The sequence below is a fragment of the Nonomuraea sp. NPDC004186 genome, assembly GCF_053603495.1.
The window spans coordinates 25535-44268 of sequence record NZ_JBSGFQ010000082.1 but is presented as its reverse complement, the minus strand read 5'-3'; the positions used below and the strand labels follow the sequence as shown (position 1 = coordinate 44268).

The following is an 18734-nucleotide window of genomic DNA, read 5'->3' as shown; positions in this document are numbered from 1 at the left end:
GCGGCTCCCTTTTCGCATGCGCTCCATAAATGATGTTGGAAAGGCTCGGGAGCGCCCCGCCTCATGACGAAGGGCCGCCGACCCGTCGGTCGGAGGCCCTTGATGAGCGCCGCGATCAACCGGCCTGACCTGGTGGGGCCACCCCCGCCATTCGATCCCACCGCCGCCGCGGTGCCGGCCGCGCTCGAAGGAGCCATGCCGGCGCTATCGGCGCGCCGCTCGTCGTGGTTCATGGCCACGTCGGTCAGGCAGGTTCCGGTGCCGTTCGCCGTAGGCGCTCAGCGGGGGAGGGATTCGGTGGTGCGCAGGTATTCCCTCAATCCCCGTTCGGTGCTACTGACGTGCATCAGTGCAGCGGCCTGGCTGAGAGCGGCGTCACGGGTGGACAGGGCCGTGAAGATCGCCTCGTGCTCGGCGAGGGTGCGGCCCGCAGCCTCGGCGTCGACGAGGCCACGCCAGATGCGGGCGCGCAACGTGCGGCCGGAGATGGCCTCCAGGAGGGTGAGCAGCGTGTCGTTGCCCGTGGCTGAGACGACGGCACGGTGGAAGGCCGCGTCGTGGGCGTTGAGCCGTTCGACGTCGTCGCGGGCCTCACGCATGGCGTCCAAGTGCTGTTGCACCTCGGCGAGTTGTTCGTCGGAGATCCGGATTGCGGCCAGTGCTGTGGCGACCGGTTCGAGGAGCCGACGTACCTCCATCAGATCCTGCAGGGCGGCCGAGTCGCCCTGCAGCAGCTCCACAGCCCCGCCGAGACCCTCGAAGAGCAGACTCGGCTGCAGGCTGGTCACGTAGGTGCCGTCCCCCCGCCGGATCTCCAGGACTCGCGCGACGGCCAGTGCCTTGACCGCTTCCCGTGCGAGGTTGCGGGACAGGCCCAGTTGAGCGGCCAGATCCGGTTCCGGTGGAAGCTTCGAACCCGGCGGCAGGGCTCCGGTGCGGATCAGCTCACGGATCTGCTCAATGGCCTTGTCGGTCAAAGACAATGCGAACTCCTCTGGCGCCCCTTCTCGGCGGGCACGTCCGATCTGATCAATCCTTGGGTACGAAGATCCTCCCAAAGGCCTTCGGGGATGTGCCGACGGTGGAGTTCCGCGTTCCGTGCGACCTGCTCAGCATTCCGCATGCCCAGGGTGACGTTGATGATATGGGGATGGGTGTACGGAAAGGCAATCGCCGCTGCCGGGAGAGTCGTGCCGTGCGCCACGCAGACCTCGGCGATCGCCAGGGCACGGGCGACCAGGGCAGGCGGCGCGTCCCGGTAGTCGTACTTCATGCCCTCGGCGGGCCGGTCGAGGGAGAGCAGTCCCGAATTGAACACACCGACCGCCACCACACTTTTGTCCAGTTCCTGAGCGGCGGGCAGGACGTCGTCCAATGCCGACTGGTCGAGGAGCGTGTAGCGGCCGGCGAGCATCACCACGTCGGCGGCGGTGTCACGCAGGAAGCGGGCGAGCATGGCCGACTGGTTCATGCCGGCGCCGATGGCGCCGATCACCCCTTGGTCGCGTAGTTCCGCCAGGACGGGCATGGCCTCCTCGGCGGCCTGCCTCCAGTGGTCGTCGGGATCGTGCAGGTAGACGACGTCCAGACGGTCGAGGCCCGTGCGCTCCAGTGTCGCCTCGATGGAGCGCAGTACCCCGTCCCGGCTGAAGTCCCACTGCCTGCGCAGGTCGTCCCGGACGACGAAACCCTCGTCGTCGACCCCGCGCGGCCGCTCGTTGGGCACCAGCAGACGGCCCACTTTGGAGGATAGGACGTACTCGTTCCGCGGACGGTCCCGCAACGCGGCGCCCAGGCGGTGCTCGGACAGGCCCAGGCCGTAGTGGGGTGCTGTGTCGAAGTACCGGATGCCCGCGTCCCAGGCCGCTTCGACCGCGGCTGCCGCGTCGAGGGCCGGTGTGACGCGGTGGAGATTGCCTATGACGGAGGCCCCGAAGCCGAGTTCGCTGAGCTCGACAGAGGTGTTCGTGATCTTCCGGTGTCGCAAGGTGCGCTCCTTGGGAGTGCGAGGCCGGCGCCGACGGTCATCGGCCCAGCCATCCGCCGTCGACGGGGAGCACGGTGCCGTGCACGTAGGCGGCGGCGTCGGAGGCCAGGAACACGGTGGCGCCCGCGAGATCGTCGGCGGTGCCCCACCGCCCGGCCGGGATGCGGTCCAGGATCGCCCGGCTGCGCGCCGGATCGTCCTGGAGAGCCTGAGTGTTGTCGGTTGCGATGTAGCCGGGCGCGATGGCGTTGACGTTGACGCCGTGCGGGGCCCACTCGTTGGCCAGCGCCTTGGTCAGGCCGGCGACACCGTGCTTGGCGGCGGTGTAGCCGGGCACATTGATGCCGCCCTGGAAGCTGAGCAGCGACGCCGTGAAAAGGATCTTCCCGTAGCCTCGGGACACCATCGCCGCGCCCACCGCCCTGGTCAGCGTGAACTGGGCGCTGAGGTTGACCTGGAGGACCAGCTCCCAGTCGGCGTCGGCGTGTTCGGACGTCGGGGCGCGGCGGATGGTGCCCGCATTGTTGACCAGGATGTCCACCGGTCGCTCACGTCCAGCGAGGTCCGTGGCCAGGGCCCGGACTGCCTCGGCGTCGGCGAAGTCGGTGCGGATCGCCTCGAAGGTACGGCCTGCGGCAAGGACGTCCTTCTCGACGGCGCTGCCGGACTCCTCCAGGTTGGCGCTGACGCCGATGACGTCGGCGCCGGCCTCGGCCAGCGCCCGGGCCATGGCCCGGCCGATGCCGCGCCGGGCGCCGGTGACAACGGCAAGTCTTCCCGTGAGGTCGAAGGCAGTCATACGGCTGCTCCCTGTGCGTCGTCGGTGCAGTCCACGAGGATCTTCATGACGTCGCCACCCGCCTCGAGCGCTTGGAACGCGGCGGGCGCCTGGGTGAGTGGCACCACCTTGCTGATCAACTGCTCGGCGGGGATGGTGGCGTCGGCGACCAGCGTGACCGCCTTCTCGAAGTCTGAACGGTCGTACAGCCTGGCGCCGATGAGGGTCAGTTCGCGCCAGAAGAACCGATGCAGGTCGACCTCTCGAGGCCGGGGGTGGATGGCCACGAGGCACAGCCGGCCGCGTACGCCCAGCACTTGGACCGCGGTGTCCACACCGCCTGCCGCGCCGGAGACCTCGAATGCGACATCCGCGCCTGCGTCGCCGGTCCACTGCCGGACCAGTCCGGGCACGTCCTCGGCAGCCGGGTTCCAGGCGGTCAGCCCCAACTTCTGCGCCAGGATCCGCCGGTGGCCGCTCAGCTCCACCACGCGGACTTCGGCACCGGCGGCGCGCGCGACCAGCGCGATCAGGATGCCGATGGGTCCGCCGCCCACGACGACCACCCGCTCACCGTCCCGCACTCGGGCCCGGCCGACGTCGTGTACCGCCACCGCAGTGGGTTCGACGAGCGCGGCGCGGTCCAGGGGGAGCGAGTCGGGCAGCCGTACGAGGGTGGCGGCGGGCACGATCCAGCGCTGCTGCATCGCGCCCGGGGAGTCGATACCGATGAAATCCAGGTGCTGGCAGATGTGCCGGTTGCCTGCGCGGCAGGCGGGGCAGCTGTCGTCCCAGCGCAGCGGCATCACGGTGACCGCGTCGCCGGGCCGCCAGCCTTCGACGTCCGGCCCGACACGGAGGACACGGCCGGACATCTCGTGCCCCAGGACCGCGGGTGTGCTGACCCGGGCGTCCATGTCACCGTGGAAGATGTGTAGATCGGTGCCGCAGATGCCGACGTAGGCGGGGGCCAGCTCGACCTCACCCGGTCCGGGGGAGGCGGGTTCGACGGGCGCCGTGTCCAGGGTTCGGGCAGCCGTGTAACGGACGGCGAGTGTCATCGTGTTCTCACGTTCCTTTCAGTGCGAACGCCGATGGTCAGCAGCAGGTTCGCGTAGGTACGGATGTCGGCGGTGACGATCGCCAGCGCCAGGTCGGGTGAGCGGGCGGCGTCGTAGAACTCGAAGCGGCCGAGTTTCTCGACCGGGACGGGCGCCAGCTTCGAGCGGTACTCGGTGATGGCCGGCGGCTCCGGTGCGCCCTCGGGGGGCACCATCACCTGGGCCGACTCGACGGGCAGGGCCCGCAGCAGGACGTCGAGCACGACGGTGACGTCCAGCAGGCCGGGGGTCAGGTTGAGGTGGACCGTCCTGGCACGCTCGCCGGTGGCGGTGCTGGCGGGGTAGTGGCCGTCGGCGAGCAGGACGCGGGCGCCGTGGCCGGCTCCGGCCAGGGCTTCGAGGATTCCAGGGTGCAGCAGTTCGGTCAGGAGCATGGGACGGTCCTCCCGTCGGCGGCGGATGCCAGGCCGTAGAAGGTGGTCGCAGTGTCAGCGAGCACGGCGTCGGTCTCGATGGCGGAGCAGCCGCTCAGGAGTACCTCGACGGTGGCGGCCCAGCGGTTCCGGCCCCCCGCCAGGACGCATAACGGCCGGTCGGAGCCGAACATCAGCCGCTCGGGGGTCTCGACCACGGACGTGACGCACTGGACGACCACCGTGCTCGTCAGCTGTCGGCCGGCGAGGAGCCGGGTCGCGGTCGATCGCAGGTCATCGAGGCCGAAGGTGCGGCGGATCGGCTCGTGGCCGGCCTCGTCCAGCCAGGGCTGGGGGCGGTGGTCGAGGTTCCACACGTGATGGTGGGCGTCAGGCACGGGCGGTCCAGACCGGGCCGTCGGGGTAGGCGTACTCCTTGAGGGACTCCGGGTGCATCTGCGCGCTGAGTCCGGGCAGGGCCGGGGCGAGGTAGTGGCCGTCCGCGACGCGGACCGGGTCGACGAAGTGCTCGTGCAGATGGTCGACGTACTCGATGACCCGGTCCTCGACCGTGCCGGAGACGGCGACGTAGTCGAACATCGACAGGTGTTGCACCATCTCACACAGGCCCACACCGCCCGCGTGTGGGCAGACCGGCACCCCGAACTTGGCAGCGAGCAGCAGGATCGCGATGTTCTCGTTGACGCCGCCGACCCGTGCCGAGTCGATTTGCACGATGTCCACCGCGCCCGCCTGGAGGAGTTGCTTGAAGACAACCCGGTTGGCGATGTGCTCGCCGGTGGCGACCTTGATGGGGCTGACCGCCTTGCGAACGGCGGCATGCCCGAGGATGTCGTCCGGGGAGGTGGGCTCCTCGATCCAGTACGGCTGATAGGGGGCCAGGGCCCGCATCCAGTCGATGGCGGGCTGCACGTCCCATCTCTGGTTGGCATCGACCGCGATGCGAATGCCCTCGCCCACCGTCTGACGAGCAGTGCGCATACGCCGTAGATCGTCCTCGAGGTCCGCGCCGACCTTCAGCTTGATCTGGGTGAAGCCGTCGGCGACGGCCTCGCGGGCGAGGCGGGCCAGCTTCTCGTCGGAGTAGCCGAGCCAGCCAGGGGTGGTGGTGTAGGCGGGGTAGCCGCGCTCCAGCAGGTGGGCGATGCGCTGCTGGCGGCCCGGTTCGGCGCGGCGCAGGATCTGAAGCGCCTCCTCTGGAGTGAGGGCATCGCTCAGCCACCGGAAGTCGATCTGGGCGACCAGCTCCTCTGGCGACATCTCGCCGAGGAACCGCCAGACGGGCTTGCCGGCCCGCTTGGCCGCGAGGTCCCAGGCGGCGTTGACGACGGCGCCGGTGGCCATGTGGATGGCGCCCTTCTCCGGGCCCAGCCAGCGCAGTTGGGGGTCGTGGACGAGAGAGCGGGAGAACTTGCCGAGGTCGGCGCAGACCTCGTCGACGGACAATCCGACCACATGCGGGGCCAGGGCCGCGATGGCGGCGGCCTGGACATCGTTGCCACGGCCCGTGGTGAAGGCCAGGGCGTGGCCCTCCAGTCCGTCACCGGCGTCTGTGCGCAAGATGACGTAGGCGGCCGAGTAGTCGGGTTCGGGGTTCATCGCGTCCGATCCGTCCAGATGCTCGGACGTCGGGAACCGGACGTCCATGACGTCGAGCGCGGTGATGCGGGCGGATACGGGCACAGCGGAGGACATGGCAGCAACTCCTGTGGCGGCAGGCGGCGACACGACCTCCTGCGACGGAACAAAGATGGGGCGGCGTACGGCGGCGTGGGGCCGCCCGGTTCACTCCTGGACCTTGCCGCCCGTGATGCGGGAGATGGTCAGCGCGACCAGGATGATCAGGCCGTTGAGGGCGCCGATCCACTGGGCGGGGACACCCGCGAGGGTGAGCACATTCTGGATCATGAAGAGCAGCAGGATGCCGCTGAAGGCGCCGAACATGGTGCCCTTGCCGCCGTTGAGGCTGATCCCGCCGATGACGGCGGCGGCGAACACGGTGAAGATGTAACCGTTGCCCTGCGCGGAGGCGACGGAGGCGAGACGCCCGGAAAGCATCAGCCCGGCGAGTGCGGCCAGCAGGCTGCCGGTGACGATGACGATCCACAGCACCCGGTCAGTGCGGATACCGGCCGCCTTCGCCGCGTCGACGTTGCCGCCGATGGCGTACAGCGAGCGGCCGAAGCTGGTCCAGCCCAGGACGACGATCGCGACGGCGAACAGCACCAGGCAGATCCAGATAGAGGCGGGTATCCCGAACCACTGGGCGCTGCCCAGGTAGAGCATCGACTCCGGCAGTTGGAAGAAGGTCTGGCCGCCCGAGATGCCGGTGAGGACACCACGCAGGACGATCAGCATGCCGAGGGTGACGATGAAGCCGTTGAGACCGAAGCGGATGATCAGCAGGGCGTTGACCACGCCGATGAGCGCACCCACGGCCAGCGTGATGGGAATCGACCAGGCGCCGGGGAGGAGCCCGAGGCCGGGTCCGACGCCGGTCGGCACTACCAGCAGGGCGGCGACGCCGGGCGCGAGGCCCATGGTGGACTCCAGAGACAGGTCCATCTTCTTGACGATCAGGATCATCGTCTGGGCGAGGACCAGCAGGGCGATCTCGGACATGGTCTGCAGGACATTGATCAGGTTGTCGCCCTGGAGGAAGACCGGGTTGACAATCTGGCCGACGATCGCGATCGCGACGATCGCGGGAACCAGAGCGAGGTCACGCAGCCGGGCCACGGGTATCCGGCCGCCGAACAGCCCCTTCCGCCCGGCCTCGGGCTTCGTGGGCTTGGGGGCGGGCGTGTCCGCGAGGGCGGTTTCAGGCATTGAGGTCCACTCCTTCCATCGCGGCCACTAGGTCGTGGTCGTGCCAGCCGCGGGCGATCTCTGAGGTCACTCGGCCCTGGAACATCACCAGGACCCGGTCGCACATGCGCAGGTCGTCGAGTTCGTCGGAGGCGATGAGCACTCCGGTGCCGCCTTCCGCGGTCTCCTCGACCTTGCCGAGGAGGAACTCCTTGGAGCGCACGTCCACGCCTGCGGTCGGGTTGATCAGCACCAGCAGCCGGGGGTCGTCGGCGAGGGCGCGGGCCATGACGACCTTCTGCTGGTTACCCCCGGACAGCGCGGAGACCGACAGGTCGGGGCCTGAGGTCTTGATCGCCAGTTTCTCGATCATGCCCTCGGCAAGCTGGTCCCGGCGGTCGCGGCTCAGGAACCCTCCCCGGCTGAGCCGTTTGGGCACGGACAGCGTGGCGTTGTCCGCGATCGACATGTCGGGTACGAAACCCTGGTGGTGCCGGTCCTGCGGGACGAACCCGGCGCCGGCGGCGAGCGCGGCGGGCACGCTGCCCGGCTGTGGCCGCCGCCCTGCGATCTCGACCTCGCCGCCGTCGGCGGCCAGCAGCCCCACGACTGTCTCGGCGACCTCGATGCGACCGCTGCCGGCGGCCCCGGCCAGGCCGACGATCTCGCCCGCGCCCACCTTGAAGGTGACGTCCTCGTAGGCCTGGCCGGTGAGGCCCCGGACGCTCAGCGCCGACGTCGCGCCGACGTCGAGGGCGCTCGCCCGTTCCTCGCGCCTGTCGGCCGCCGCCTCGCCGGTCATGGCGGCGATGAGCTCGGTGCGGGGAAGTTCGGCGACCGGCGCGGTCAGGATGTGCTGGGCGTCTCGGAACACCGTCACCATGTCGCAGATCTCGTAGATCTCCTGGAGGTGGTGGCTGATGAACAGGAAGGTCACGCCCTGGCGCTGCAGATCACGTATTCTCTCGAAGAGCCGGTTGATCGCCGCGCCGTCGAGTTGCGCGGTCGGTTCGTCGAGGATGATGAACCGGGCTCCGAAGGACAGCGCACGGGCGATCTCGACGAACTGCCGCTGTTCCACGCTGAGATCGCCGGCCGGGGCTTGCGGATCCACGTCCACCGACCAGGTCGACAGCAGTTCCCGCGCCCGCCTGCGCACGCCCTGCCAGCTGATCAGCCCGCTCCGGCCGTGCTCGTGCCGGTTCAGGAAGAGGTTCTCGGCGACGGTCAGCGTGGGGATGATCGTCGACTTCTGGTAAACACAGGCCACCCGCTGCCGCCAGGCGTCGCGGTCCGCGAGCCGGGGCGCCAGGCTGCCGCCGAAGGTGACCGTTCCCTCGTCCGGGGCCTGAAGTCCGGTGAGGACGGACACCAGGGTCGACTTGCCGGCGCCGTTGCGGCCGACCAGCGCGTGGGTCTCGTTGGGCATGATGGTGATCCGGGCGCCGTTCAGGGCCACCGTCGGACCGAATCGTTTGACAATGCCCGTCGCCTCGACGACGGGAGGGCCGGCCGGGGCTCTCCCGTCGTGCGCCGGGGCGGACGCGGGGGTGACTGCTCGCTCCCCGTCGCTCATCTCAACCGCCTTGTGTTCGTGAGCCGTTCTGTTTCCTGACGAGCTCTGAGACTCAGCCGAGGTTGTTGCCCCACAGGGACGTGTCGGTGCTCTTGAGGCTGGGGACACCGCCGTAGGTGCCGCCGTCGGCGGTGACGAGCGGGGCTGCGAGCTGGTCCTCCAGCAGGCCGTCACGGACCTGGACGATGGTGCTGTCGTGGTCGGTCTTGCCCGGCTTGAACGTCTTCCCGTCCATTGCGGCCTTCAGGTAGTACAGGGCGTACTTGGCGTAGAGGTCGGCCGGCTGGGAGACGGTGGCGTCGATCTTGCCCTCGGCGATGGACTTGAGCTCTTCGGGGATGCCGTCGTTCGAGACGACGAACACGTGCTTCTGGTCCTCGGGGCCGACCAACAGGCCCTTTTGGTTGAGCACCTGGAGCGTGCCGGACAGGGCGAAGCTGGACTGCATGTAGACGCCCTTGATGTCCGGGTGGGCGGTCAGGTCTGTCTGGAGCTTCTGCGCGGCGACGGCGCCGTCCCAGTTGGTGGCCTCTCCCAGCACCGTGATGCCCGGGTAGTTCTTCTTCATGCAGTCGTTGAACGCCTCGGTGCGGTCACGGCCGTTGATGGAGGCAAGGTCGCCTTGAAGCATGACGACCTTGCCCTTGCCGGCCAGCTTGGTGCCCAGGTACTGGCACGCCTTCTCGCCGTAGGCACGATTGTCGGCGCGGACGACCATGTAGACCTTGCCGCTGTCGGGGCGGGTGTCGACGGTGACGACCGAGATCTTCTTCGCCTCCAGCTGCGCGAGGGTCGGGGCGATGGCGGCGGTGTCCTGCGGAGCCATCGCCAGGCCCTTCACACCCTGGCTGATGAACGTCTGCGCGTTGGCGGTCAGCTTGGCGACGTCATTCTGCGAGTTGGTGGTCTTGAGCTCGAGGCCAAGCTCCTTGGCGTACTCGGGCGTGTACTTGATGTACGAGTTCCAGAAGTCGGTGTCGGAGCGCGGGTAGTCCACGCCGACCAGTGGCGTGGAGCTCGACGTGGCCGTGGTGCCGGAGCTGCTGCAGGCGCTGAGCAAGACCAGCGCGGACACGGCGGAGGCGGTGGAGCACAGGACAGTTGTGAGTCTCATCGGCACTTCCTCGCACTGATCCCGAAGCGGGGGATGTTTCATATCGGCGGCATCCGTGTGTCACCAACATGAAGAGATGGGATGTATTTAAGGCCGAATCTGGGGCACTGTCTACCCCAAGGGGCACTTTGCTGCGATGCTCTCGGTAGATCTCTCATCTGGACATCACCGGCAACGAGCGAGAGGATGGATCCATCCCATCAATTCAGTTCAACGCGTGCATGATGTGATCCGGCCATGCCGACCGCTGGATGCTGCCCCATCGGGCACCGGTGGGCAGGATGGGGTCTTCGTCCTCGCCCACGGTGGGCACGTCGGCGGCGGCCGACGGGCCGCCGGAGCGGGCTTGGGGTAGCCGGCCGCTTGCCGTCGATTTACCAGGCGACGCGGTAGCTGGCGCGCCCCTTCAGGCCCTTGCGCGGTTCGATCGATGCCATTCTCCGGCGTTCCTTCGGGTCGGAAGGTGACCGACCACCGCCACCGGGAATCCGTCCGCGTGATCTTGACAGACGAAGGGCCCCCGACCCGTAGGTCGGAGGCCCTTCTCGTGGCGGTGGTGGTGGGATTTGAACCCACGGATGAGTTGCCCCATCACACGCTTTCGAGGCGTGCGCCCTCGGCCACTAGGCGACACCACCGCGCACGAGCTTACCGGATCCGGCGAGTAGCGAAGAACCGCTTTAGTACCGACGAGCACTCGTCCGCCAACACTCCCATGACGACCTCGGGCCGATGGTTGAGCCGGCGGTCGCGTACGACGTCCCAGAGCGAGCCCACGGCCCCGCCCTTCTCGTCCACCGCGCCGTACACGATCCGATCGACTCGCGCCAGTACAGCGGCGCCCGCGCACATCGTGCAGGGCTCCAGGGTCACCACGAGCGTGCAGCCGGCCAGCCGCCACTGCCCGCGCCGCACGGCCGCCTGCCGGAGCGCGAGAACCTCGGCGTGGGCCGTCGGGTCGGCGGAGGACTCGCGGTCGTTGCCCGCCGCGGACAGGACCTCGCCGAGCGCGTCGAGCACCACCGCGCCCACGGGGATCTCTCCCCTGGACCCCGCTGCGTCCGCCTCCGCCAGCGCCAGGCGCATGGCCTCCTCGTACGTCACAGCGAGAGCCGGGTCACCGCAGCCGGTCGAGCTCGTCGGCGAAGGCCAGCCGCTCGGCGATCACCGACAGGATGTCGGCCGGCAGCATGCCCTCCTCCATGCTCAGCTCCAGCAGCTCCTCGGAGCTGACCCCGAGGTCGCTCAGCAGCTCGTAGTCACCGGCCGGGCGCACGCCGAGGCCGTTGGCCTCCTTGTCGGGCGCCACGCCGGCGAACTCGGCGAACAGCTCGCCGAGCGGGTCGGACAGGATCGCGTGCGCGTCCGACAGGAACACGCGCGGCTCCTCCTCGCCCCGGTAGCGGGCGATCGCGAACCACTCGTCCTCGACCTCGACGCAGAGCAGGGCCAGCTCGTCGCCGGAGAGGCTCAGCGTCTCCGTGACCGCGTCACCGAGGTCGTCGACGATCTCGGCCGCGCTCAGATCGACCTCGGCGCCGCTCCAGCCGTCCGAGGTCCTGACGAAAGCCGCAGAGAAGGTGTTGGACGCCATGTCCGAGCTCCAGGGGGTCAGCCGAAGACCGATTCGATGGCACGCTCGAACGGCTCGGAGAAGCCGAGCCGCGCGGCGATGCTGGACAGCACATCTTCGGGCAGCAAGTCGATGTCGCCGGAGAGGATGCCCAGCTCCATCTCGTCCAACCCGAGATCGGCGAAGATCGACAGATCTCCGGCGGGGAGCACGGTCTCCTCGTCCTGGAGGATCTCGTCGAGCTCCTCCTCGTCCGGCACCGGCACGTCGAGGTACTCGAGAACCTGGCGGGCCAGCGGGAAGTCCCAGGAGGCCGCGATGTCGGACAGGAAGACGTCCACCCGCTCGCCCAGGACCCGCAGCGCCACGAAGAACTCGTCACCCACGGCGACCAGGCCGATCGTCCCGCTCTCGCTCGGCTGCTGGCGCAGGGCATGGATCAACCCCTGCAGGTCGGACGTGAGCACGACCGGCAGGAGCTCGGCATCCCAGCACCCGTCCTCGCGATAGACCACGATGGCGAAGTCCAGAGCGTCATCTTCGTCTGCCATCGCCATCCCCACCCGACTTCTGACACGACAGGTATTACCAGCACCCAATCGTTTCAGACCCGCGCACGAGGCGTGTGCCTCTCGGACTAAATTGTGATCAAAACCCATGGCCTGAGGGGCCGCCGGGGGTGGGCGCGGTCAGGGGACCACCGCAGGTGGCGGGGGTCCCCATGCACGTTCCCCAGCGGATAGCCTTGCCGTTTATGGAAACCCTCGTCGTCGACCATCCGCTCGTGGCCCACAAGCTCACCACGCTGCGCGATGTCCGCACCGACTCGCCGACCTTCCGCAGGCTCGCGGATGAGCTGGTGACGCTGCTCGCGTACGAGGCCACCCGCGACGTGCGGATCAACGACGTCACGGTCGAGACGCCCGTGGCCCCCGCCCACGGCGTGCGACTGGCCAAGCCGTACCCCCTGGTGGTGCCCATCCTGCGCGCCGGGCTCGGCATGCTCGACGGCATGACCCGGCTGCTGCCCACGGCGGAGGTCGGGTTCCTCGGCATGATCAGGAACGAGTCCACCCTCCAGGCCGAGACGTACGCCACGCGGCTGCCCGACGACCTGTCCGGGCGCCAGTGCTACGTCGTCGACCCGATGCTGGCCACCGGCGGCACGCTGGCGGCGGCCGTGCAGTTCCTGTTCGACAGGGGCGCGGTCGACGTCACGGCCATCTGCCTGCTGGCCGCCCCCGAGGGCCTGGCGTACATGGACAAGGTGTTCGCCAACTCGGGCAAGCCCATCCGCGTGGTGACCGCCGCGCTCGACGAGCGGCTCAACGAGAACGGCTACATCGTGCCCGGCCTCGGCGACGCGGGCGACCGCCTCTACGGCGTGGTCTGACGCCACGACAGCCGAAAAGCACCTTTCCCGTCACACGCAGTCATCTCTTCGTTACATACTGTTGTTTCGTGGGTACGAAGAGGCAGGAAGGCAACTTCCGCATGCGCGTGGGGGAGCACGATGAGCGATCACAGCGAGGCGGAGCCGGCTCCGTACGCGGAGGTGGAAACTGTGCTGTGCGACGAGTTCGCCGGCATCCACTCCGCGACCACCGTAACGCGCTGCGTTGAAGCTGCGCACTACGGCGCGCTGGAGGTCACCGGTTACGCCCATCCAAGCCTTGTAGAGCGCATCGCACGCAAGCACCTTCACGTCCTGGCCCTGGTGGCCAGCGAACGCGGCTGACAAGATCAAAACTATCCCGCGAAGGCATCTTTACCCGGGCATCCGGGTGGGTAATGTATAGGGCGGGTGGAGTGGGTAAGGGCACGGAGGCGACGGTGCAGGTCAAAAAAGTCCTCACATACGGTGGTATCGCATTTGTCGCGTACTACCTGTTCGCGCGACCATCTGACGCCGCGGACGCGGTGAGAGGAGCGTTCGACACGGTGTTCAACGCGGCCGACTCGCTGGCTCAATTTGTGAACAGCCTGTCATGAGACTTGTGACCCACGGGGACTCCGCCCCGTCGTCGGTCAACCGATACCTTCTCCCCCAAGAACAACAGTTCATCATGGTCCGGCGGCACCCTGCGATCTTGCTACGCCCGGTTGCCGAGGTGCTCGCCGGCCTGATCGTCGCGGGCTTGCTCAGCAAGTTCTTCGGAGGCAGCGATCAGGGTGGCACGGCGCTCGTCGTCGTGTGGTGGTTGTGGCTCCTGCTTCTGGTGCGTTTCGTGTGGAAAGTCGCGGAGTGGTCGGTCGATTACTTTGTGGTGACTTCGAAGCGCATGCTGCTGACAACGGGCTTGATCACCCGTAAGGTCGCGATGATGCCTTTGGGCAAGGTCACCGACATGAGCTTCCAAAGAAGTCTGCTTGGGCGCATGCTCGGTTACGGTGAGTTCATCCTCGAGTCAGCAGGTCAGGACCAGGCACTCTCGACCGTGGAGTACATTCCGTACCCCGAGACGCTGTACCTCGAGGTCTGCGGGATGCTTTTTCCCAGCAAGGACGAGAGCGACGATTAATCTCCTCGCGGGGAATTCTTCACTCGGGGATACCCGATTCGGCTACTTCATGCAATCATTGCGTGTTGTTGACCCTTCCCCGCCTTGAGAGATGAGATGCCGAGTCAGGGAACCATCGGTGACCGCGTCCGCGGACTGCGGCTGAACAGGCGGATGTCCCAGGCCCAACTGGCCGGACCCGACCTGTCTGACAGTTATGTCTCGCTCATTGAGTCGGGCAAGCGCACGCCGACTCCTGTCGTGGCCCGGCTGCTGGCCGAGCGGCTGGGGTGCACGACCGAGTTCCTCCTTCACGGGATCGAACCTCGGCAGCGCATCGACACGGAGCTCGGCCTGCGTCACGCCGAGCTCGAGCTGCAGCATGGCGACCCGTCCGTCGCCGCCGACCGCTTCACGGAGATCGTGAAGGCGGCCGACGAGGAAAACGCCATGCTGACCGCGCACGCCCGGTTCGGCAGGGCGCGCGCGCTCGAGGCCCAGGGTCGCCTCGGCCAGGCGGTGGAGGCGTTCGAGCGCCTGCGCAGGGAGGCCGCGGCTCACCCCGAGCGGCTGGCCGACCTCCCGCTCACGATCGCGCTGAGCCGCTGCTACCAGCGGGCGGGCGACCGCCTGCGGGCCCGCGACCTGGCCACCGCCGCCCTCCAGCAGGCCGAGCGGCTGTCCATCACGCAGGGCGAGATCGCCGTCGACCTGGCAGCCGCTCTGGTCGAGGCGCGCAGCGAGCGCGAGAGCGAGTCCCGCGAGCTGGGATACGTCCAGCGGGTGCTGGCTCTGACCGGCGTTCCTCAAGTTGTGGACCGTTCCGGAGAGATCCAGGCGCTGTGGCACGCGAGCGCCGCCGCCGCTGCCGGCGAGGACTCGGCGCTGGCCGTGCGCCTCGCCGACGACGCCATCATGGCCGGCCGCCAGGCCCGGCTGTCGCTGCAGCTGGCCAGGACCGCCATGCACTGGTCCAGGCTGACCACGGCGCCGGCCGACGAGGCCGAGCGCCTCATCTCGGCCGCCGCCGAGGCGTTCGCCACGTTCCCCGGCACGGCGCGCGAGCACGGCGAGAGCCTCATCGTGCACGCGCGGGTCGTGCTGCGGACCGGCGCCTCGGCGCGGGCGAGCGAGCTGGCGAACACGGCTCTGAGCCTGTCGCACGACCGCGCCGGCACCACGCCCGCCGAGGCCCACCTCGTGCTGGCCACCGTCGCGTTCGACGAGGGAGGCGACGCCTCCGCGCACCTGCGCGACGCCCACCGGGCGCTCGACACGCTCGACCGGCCGGTGTTCGGCTCCGATCGGCAGGCCGCGCGTTGCTGGCGTGAGCTGGGCGACCTCTACGGCAGGGCCGGGTCCAGAACACAACAGACCGCCGCATATCGTAAGGCCCTCGAAGCCGCTGGAGTCCGTTCGGCCATGGCGGGGGTGACCGTCGACGCCACAGTTTCGCGCTGATCCTCCGGGAGCTCCAGATTTGGCGTTTTGAGTCTGGAATAATTAGGGTCTACCAGTCATTGACTCATAGGATGATTGGTTTCCCCGGAGGAGGCGGACTGTGAGTCTGCGTACGGCGCAGCGGGCTTCGCTCGTCGACCAGGTGATCGATCAGCTCAAGGAGCAGATCACCTCAGGGTCGTGGCCGATGAACGGCAAGATTCCGACCGAGACCGTGCTCGCCGAGCAGCTCGGGGTGGGTCGCAACACCGTTCGGGAGGCCGTACGCGCGCTCACGCACGCCGGGCTGCTCGAGTGCCGTCAGGGGGACGGCACTTACGTCCGCGCGACCAGCGAGCTGTCCGGCGCGATGCTGCGGCGGCTCAAGCAAGCCGAGCAGCTCGAGATCCTCGAGGTACGTCGTGCGCTGGAGGTCGAGTCCGCGCGCCTGGCCGCAACCCGGCGCACGGACGACGACATCAAGCGCATCGAGGCGGCCCTGGCCGAGCGGGACCGGGCCTGGGAGCTGGACGACCCCGACTACTTCGTCGAGGCCGACCTGGCCTTCCACATGGCCGTGGCGCACGCGACGCACAACCTGGTGCTGATCGACCTGTACGAGGACTTCTCGGCGGCTCTGCGCGCCAGCATCACGGCCGCGGGGACCTCGCTCGACAAGAGCTACATCCCGCACGACGCCATCGCCCGCGCCATCGCGGCGGGAGACGCGGCGGCGGCCGAGCGGGCGGGTCACGCCTGCATGGAACACATCCTCATCGCCCTCACCGAGTCCTGACCCCTCCCCCGGGGTGTGACGAAGGAGACAGCCGGCTCTGGAATGGCGCCTGATCGCTTCAGTGCTTTAGCGGAAGAGTGAAGCGAAAGGAAGAACGCCATGACCATCCTTGTCGCCTACGACGGCTCGGCCGACTCACGGACCGCGATCGAGTTCGCGGCCAAGCATCTCGCCGCCGAGCCCACCGTCGTCGTCACGGTGTGGGAGCCGCTGCTCGTGCAGCTCAAGAAGTATCCGCTGGCCGCGGGCGCCCTCGACCAGAGCACCGAGGACGAGTCGCACGCGCAGGCGGAACAGCATGCCCGGGAGGGGGCCGAGCTGGCCATCGCCGCCGGGCTCTCGGACGTCACCTATCGGGCGGTGGCTGACAACGAGTCGATCTGGAAGACGATCGTCGATGTGGCGGATGAGGTGGATGCCTCGGTGATCGTCACGGGGTCGCGAGGGTTGGCGGGGGTGCGGTCGGTGCTGCTGGGGAGCGTGTCCAACCACGTGCTCCATCATGCGCACCGGCCGACGCTCATCGTCCCGCCGGCCAAGCCCGCCCGCTGAAAGGGCTCAGGACCTCAGCCGAAGCGCCGCGCTTCGGCTGGGGTCCTTTTGCGTGAGGAGGACGGCCTTGGGGTCCCTCCAGCGGCCGAGCCCGACCGCGAGAGGTCCCTCGGGTGAGGGCCGGGCCGACCGTGACGACGGCGAGGGGCAGCCTTGGGGTGGGGCGTCAGGAGGCCGTGGGGAGGGGCGTTTCCGTGAAGGGGGCGCAGCCGGGTGAGGGGGCGCAGGACTGGGGTGGGGGGCAGAGGCGGGTGTCGATGCGGCGCGCGCCCGGGCCCTCGTCGCCGAGCCGGTCGTGGGGGTTGGCCACCGGGCACCGGTCGAGCGACAGGCAGCCGCACCCGATGCAGTCCGTGAGATCGTCCCGCAGCCGCTGAAGCTGCTCGATCCGGTCGTCCAGCTCCCCGCGCCAGGCGGCCGACAGCCGGGCCCAGTCGTCTCGGTTGGGCGTGCGCTCGTCCGGCAGCTCGGCGAGGGCGTCCTTGATGGTCTTCAGGGGGATGCCGATGCGCTGGGCCAGCCTGATGAACGCGACCCTGCGCAGGCTGTCGCGGGTGTACCGGCGCTGGTTGCCCGCCGTACGGCGGCTCTTGATCAGGCCCTTGGTCTCGTAGAAGTGCAGGGCGGACACGGCGACCCCGCTGCGTTCGGCGAGCTCGCCGACGGTGAGCTCCTTGGTGTTCCAGGCGACCTTCGTCATACCTGGAGATTACTTGAGGGTTCGCTCGAACAGGGTCTCGAGGACCACGATGGTCTGCGTCCCGGTGACCCCGTCCACCCCGAACACCCGGCGCAGCACGTCCTGCAGCTCCACCGTCCCGGCCGTACGGACCTTGAGCAGCACCGACGCGGGACCCGCGATGACGTGCGCCTCCTCGATCTCCGGGATCGCCGCCAGCCGGTCGGCGCTGTCGCCCATCCAGGTGCTCCCGTCCACCAGCACGTACGCCGTCACCGCACGCCCGAGCGCCGCCTGGTCCACCTCGATCGTCGTCCGCCTGATCACCCCGCGCTCGCGCAACTTGCGCACCCGCTCGTGCGCGGCCCCGCTGGACAACCCCACCGCCTTGCCCAGCACGGCGTACGACCGCGTCGCGTCCTCCTGCAGCAGGCCGATCAGCATTCTGTCGATATCATCCACAGCCGAATGCTATCCAGTGATATGCCTGAGATGTCGAACAGCATATTGTGGACGGCATGACGGACACGATCCCCACTGAGTTCGAGGTGCTCGACGAGCGGTTCGCCGCGGTAGGCGGAGACGACTATGTCGAACGCCTCCACACCGGCACCCGCTGGGCGGAGGGCCCTGTTTACTTCCCGGCCGGCCGGTTCCTGGTCTGGAGCGACATCCCCAACGAGCGGATGCTGCGCTGGGACGAGATGACGGGCGCGGTCGGCCTGTTCCGCCAGCCGTCCGGCTACACCAACGGCAACACCCTCGACCGCGAGGGCCGTCTGATCTCCTGCGAACACGGCAACCGCCGCGTCACCCGCACCGAGCACGACGGCTCGATCACGGTCATCGCCGACCGCTGGGAGGGCAAGCGCCTCAACAGCCCCAACGACGTCGTGGTCCGCTCCGACGGGTCGATCTGGTTCACCGACCCGCCGTACGGGATCCTCAGCAACTACGAGGGCTACGCCGCCGCGCAGGAGATCGACGGCTGTCACGTCTACCGCGCCGACCCGGTGACGGGCGAGGTCCGCGTCGTGGCCGACGACTTCGCCCGCCCCAACGGCCTGGCATTCTCGCTCGACGAGAGCCGGCTCTACGTCGCCGACACGCGGATGAAGCACCTGCGCGTGTTCGAGGTGCGCGAGGACGGCACGCTCGCGGGCGGCAAGGTCTTCGCCGAGGGGACGGAGCAGGACATCTTCGACGGCCTGCGACTCGACGACACGGGCCGCGTCTGGGCCGCGGCAGGCAGGGCGCTGCTCTGCTACGACCCGGACGGCACGCTGATCGGCCGGCTGAAGCTCCCGGAGCCCACGGCCAACCTGGTGTTCGGCGGGCTCAAGCGCAACCGGATGTTCATCACGGCCTCGTCCTCGCTCTACTCCCTGATGACCAACGTCACCGGCGCGCGCCCGGTCTGGGCCGGGCGCTAGCC

The 18734-nt window shown here is 68.7% G+C and carries 23 protein-coding genes and 1 tRNA gene; 8 read left to right on the top strand and 16 right to left on the bottom strand.

What is annotated here, in order from left to right:
* Window positions 1–278: 278 nt before the first annotated feature.
* The 14 genes from ACWEPL_RS45530 to ACWEPL_RS45465 all read right to left on the bottom strand — a co-directional run bounded on the left by ACWEPL_RS45530 (window position 279) and on the right by ACWEPL_RS45465 (window position 11882).
* Window positions 279–977 carry a FadR/GntR family transcriptional regulator gene (locus tag ACWEPL_RS45530; RefSeq protein WP_452439886.1) on the bottom strand — a complete coding sequence of 233 codons (699 nt, stop codon included), beginning with the start codon at window positions 975–977 and terminating at the stop codon, window positions 279–281.
* The gene (locus ACWEPL_RS45525) at window positions 974–1987 is read right to left on the bottom strand and encodes an aldo/keto reductase (RefSeq protein WP_452439885.1); all 1014 of its coding nucleotides are present in this window, start codon (window positions 1985–1987) and stop codon (window positions 974–976) included. Before ACWEPL_RS45525 ends, ACWEPL_RS45530 begins: the two co-directional genes overlap by 4 nt.
* A 37-nt stretch (window positions 1988–2024) precedes the next feature.
* On the bottom strand, window positions 2025–2786 hold the full coding sequence (locus tag ACWEPL_RS45520) for an SDR family oxidoreductase (protein ID WP_452439884.1): 762 nt from the start codon (window positions 2784–2786) through the stop codon (window positions 2025–2027).
* Entirely contained in the window at window positions 2783–3826 is a 1044-nt protein-coding gene (locus ACWEPL_RS45515) for a zinc-dependent alcohol dehydrogenase (RefSeq protein ID WP_452439883.1), read from the bottom strand. The genes ACWEPL_RS45520 and ACWEPL_RS45515 overlap by 4 nt, the downstream gene beginning before the upstream one ends.
* Window positions 3823–4260, bottom strand: a complete 438-nt coding sequence (locus ACWEPL_RS45510; RefSeq protein WP_363978914.1) for an RbsD/FucU domain-containing protein — start codon at window positions 4258–4260, stop codon at window positions 3823–3825. The genes ACWEPL_RS45515 and ACWEPL_RS45510 overlap by 4 nt, the downstream gene beginning before the upstream one ends.
* A complete protein-coding gene (locus tag ACWEPL_RS45505) occupies window positions 4251–4637 on the bottom strand; it encodes an amidohydrolase family protein (protein WP_452439882.1) in 387 nt (128 codons plus the stop codon). The genes ACWEPL_RS45510 and ACWEPL_RS45505 overlap by 10 nt, the downstream gene beginning before the upstream one ends.
* Window positions 4630–5955: an L-fuconate dehydratase gene (locus ACWEPL_RS45500; RefSeq protein ID WP_452439881.1), complete on the bottom strand. Its 1326-nt coding sequence runs from the start codon at window positions 5953–5955 to the stop codon at window positions 4630–4632. Before ACWEPL_RS45500 ends, ACWEPL_RS45505 begins: the two co-directional genes overlap by 8 nt.
* A gap of 90 nt (window positions 5956–6045) precedes the next feature.
* On the bottom strand, window positions 6046–7089 hold the full coding sequence (locus tag ACWEPL_RS45495) for an ABC transporter permease (protein WP_363978905.1): 1044 nt from the start codon (window positions 7087–7089) through the stop codon (window positions 6046–6048).
* Entirely contained in the window at window positions 7082–8644 is a 1563-nt protein-coding gene (locus ACWEPL_RS45490; RefSeq protein ID WP_363978902.1) for a sugar ABC transporter ATP-binding protein, read from the bottom strand. The genes ACWEPL_RS45495 and ACWEPL_RS45490 overlap by 8 nt, the downstream gene beginning before the upstream one ends.
* 52 nt (window positions 8645–8696) lie before the next feature.
* The gene (locus ACWEPL_RS45485) at window positions 8697–9758 is read right to left on the bottom strand and encodes a sugar ABC transporter substrate-binding protein (protein ID WP_363978899.1); all 1062 of its coding nucleotides are present in this window, start codon (window positions 9756–9758) and stop codon (window positions 8697–8699) included.
* 548 nt (window positions 9759–10306) lie between these two features.
* Window positions 10307–10396 (bottom strand) — tRNA-Ser (locus ACWEPL_RS45480).
* Between the two features lie 10 nt (window positions 10397–10406).
* Window positions 10407–10844, bottom strand: a complete 438-nt coding sequence (tadA, locus tag ACWEPL_RS45475; RefSeq protein WP_350724347.1) for a tRNA adenosine(34) deaminase TadA — start codon at window positions 10842–10844, stop codon at window positions 10407–10409.
* Window positions 10845–10875: 31 nt separating this feature from the next.
* Window positions 10876–11352 carry a tRNA adenosine deaminase-associated protein gene (locus ACWEPL_RS45470; protein WP_350724125.1) on the bottom strand — a complete coding sequence of 159 codons (477 nt, stop codon included), beginning with the start codon at window positions 11350–11352 and terminating at the stop codon, window positions 10876–10878.
* Between the two features lie 17 nt (window positions 11353–11369).
* Window positions 11370–11882, bottom strand: a complete 513-nt coding sequence (locus tag ACWEPL_RS45465) for a tRNA adenosine deaminase-associated protein (protein ID WP_449897029.1) — start codon at window positions 11880–11882, stop codon at window positions 11370–11372.
* Between the two features lie 203 nt (window positions 11883–12085).
* Between ACWEPL_RS45465 and upp the strand changes: the two genes are divergently transcribed.
* The 7 genes from upp to ACWEPL_RS45430 all read left to right on the top strand — a co-directional run bounded on the left by upp (window position 12086) and on the right by ACWEPL_RS45430 (window position 16620).
* Window positions 12086–12724 carry a uracil phosphoribosyltransferase gene (gene upp, locus ACWEPL_RS45460; protein ID WP_350724129.1) on the top strand — a complete coding sequence of 213 codons (639 nt, stop codon included), beginning with the start codon at window positions 12086–12088 and terminating at the stop codon, window positions 12722–12724.
* 120 nt (window positions 12725–12844) lie between these two features.
* Window positions 12845–13069 carry a hypothetical protein gene (locus ACWEPL_RS45455; RefSeq protein ID WP_192788986.1) on the top strand — a complete coding sequence of 75 codons (225 nt, stop codon included), beginning with the start codon at window positions 12845–12847 and terminating at the stop codon, window positions 13067–13069.
* Between the two features lie 71 nt (window positions 13070–13140).
* On the top strand, window positions 13141–13323 hold the full coding sequence (locus ACWEPL_RS45450; RefSeq protein WP_192794450.1) for a hypothetical protein: 183 nt from the start codon (window positions 13141–13143) through the stop codon (window positions 13321–13323).
* The gene (locus ACWEPL_RS45445) at window positions 13320–13853 is read left to right on the top strand and encodes a PH domain-containing protein (RefSeq protein ID WP_192788987.1); all 534 of its coding nucleotides are present in this window, start codon (window positions 13320–13322) and stop codon (window positions 13851–13853) included. Before ACWEPL_RS45450 ends, ACWEPL_RS45445 begins: the two co-directional genes overlap by 4 nt.
* A gap of 96 nt (window positions 13854–13949) precedes the next feature.
* Complete coding sequence (locus tag ACWEPL_RS45440; protein WP_452439879.1) at window positions 13950–15293, top strand: helix-turn-helix domain-containing protein; 1344 nt, start codon at window positions 13950–13952, stop codon at window positions 15291–15293.
* Window positions 15294–15393: 100 nt separating this feature from the next.
* Window positions 15394–16068 (top strand): FadR/GntR family transcriptional regulator, encoded by a 675-nt coding sequence (locus ACWEPL_RS45435; RefSeq protein ID WP_350724133.1) that lies wholly within the window; start codon window positions 15394–15396, stop codon window positions 16066–16068.
* Window positions 16069–16167: 99 nt separating this feature from the next.
* Entirely contained in the window at window positions 16168–16620 is a 453-nt protein-coding gene (locus ACWEPL_RS45430) for a universal stress protein (RefSeq protein ID WP_355192939.1), read from the top strand.
* A 166-nt stretch (window positions 16621–16786) separates the two neighbouring features.
* Here the strand turns inward: ACWEPL_RS45430 and soxR are convergent, their stop codons facing one another.
* Both soxR and ACWEPL_RS45420 read right to left on the bottom strand, forming a co-directional pair.
* Window positions 16787–17320 (bottom strand): redox-sensitive transcriptional activator SoxR, encoded by a 534-nt coding sequence (gene soxR, locus ACWEPL_RS45425; RefSeq protein WP_363978887.1) that lies wholly within the window; start codon window positions 17318–17320, stop codon window positions 16787–16789.
* Between the two features lie 9 nt (window positions 17321–17329).
* Window positions 17330–17761 (bottom strand): Lrp/AsnC family transcriptional regulator, encoded by a 432-nt coding sequence (locus ACWEPL_RS45420; protein WP_350724139.1) that lies wholly within the window; start codon window positions 17759–17761, stop codon window positions 17330–17332.
* 56 nt (window positions 17762–17817) lie between these two features.
* On the opposite strand from ACWEPL_RS45420, the gene ACWEPL_RS45415 reads away from it, so the two are divergent.
* Window positions 17818–18732 carry an SMP-30/gluconolactonase/LRE family protein gene (locus ACWEPL_RS45415; RefSeq protein ID WP_355192935.1) on the top strand — a complete coding sequence of 305 codons (915 nt, stop codon included), beginning with the start codon at window positions 17818–17820 and terminating at the stop codon, window positions 18730–18732.
* Window positions 18733–18734: the final 2 nt, after the last annotated feature.

Bases quoted from the DNA above. Each gene is read 5' to 3' on its own strand.
- ACWEPL_RS45520 (WP_452439884.1), bottom strand. From the start codon at position 2,786: ATGACTGCCTTCGACCTCACGGGAAGACTTGCCGTTGTCACCGGCGCC.
- ACWEPL_RS45515 (WP_452439883.1), bottom strand. From the start codon at position 3,826: ATGACACTCGCCGTCCGTTACACGGCTGCCCGAACCCTGGACACGGCG.
- ACWEPL_RS45510 (WP_363978914.1), bottom strand. From the start codon at position 4,260: ATGCTCCTGACCGAACTGCTGCACCCTGGAATCCTCGAAGCCCTGGCC.
- ACWEPL_RS45500 (WP_452439881.1), bottom strand. From the start codon at position 5,955: ATGTCCTCCGCTGTGCCCGTATCCGCCCGCATCACCGCGCTCGACGTC.
- ACWEPL_RS45495 (WP_363978905.1), bottom strand. From the start codon at position 7,089: ATGCCTGAAACCGCCCTCGCGGACACGCCCGCCCCCAAGCCCACGAAG.
- ACWEPL_RS45490 (WP_363978902.1), bottom strand. From the start codon at position 8,644: ATGAGCGACGGGGAGCGAGCAGTCACCCCCGCGTCCGCCCCGGCGCAC.
- ACWEPL_RS45485 (WP_363978899.1), bottom strand. From the start codon at position 9,758: ATGAGACTCACAACTGTCCTGTGCTCCACCGCCTCCGCCGTGTCCGCG.
- tadA (WP_350724347.1), bottom strand. From the start codon at position 10,844: ATGCGCCTGGCGCTGGCGGAGGCGGACGCAGCGGGGTCCAGGGGAGAG.
- ACWEPL_RS45470 (WP_350724125.1), bottom strand. From the start codon at position 11,352: ATGGCGTCCAACACCTTCTCTGCGGCTTTCGTCAGGACCTCGGACGGC.
- ACWEPL_RS45465 (WP_449897029.1), bottom strand. From the start codon at position 11,882: ATGGCAGACGAAGATGACGCTCTGGACTTCGCCATCGTGGTCTATCGC.
- upp (WP_350724129.1), top strand. From the start codon at position 12,086: ATGGAAACCCTCGTCGTCGACCATCCGCTCGTGGCCCACAAGCTCACC.
- ACWEPL_RS45455 (WP_192788986.1), top strand. From the start codon at position 12,845: ATGAGCGATCACAGCGAGGCGGAGCCGGCTCCGTACGCGGAGGTGGAA.
- ACWEPL_RS45445 (WP_192788987.1), top strand. From the start codon at position 13,320: ATGAGACTTGTGACCCACGGGGACTCCGCCCCGTCGTCGGTCAACCGA.
- ACWEPL_RS45440 (WP_452439879.1), top strand. From the start codon at position 13,950: ATGCCGAGTCAGGGAACCATCGGTGACCGCGTCCGCGGACTGCGGCTG.
- ACWEPL_RS45430 (WP_355192939.1), top strand. From the start codon at position 16,168: ATGACCATCCTTGTCGCCTACGACGGCTCGGCCGACTCACGGACCGCG.
- soxR (WP_363978887.1), bottom strand. From the start codon at position 17,320: ATGACGAAGGTCGCCTGGAACACCAAGGAGCTCACCGTCGGCGAGCTC.
- ACWEPL_RS45415 (WP_355192935.1), top strand. From the start codon at position 17,818: ATGACGGACACGATCCCCACTGAGTTCGAGGTGCTCGACGAGCGGTTC.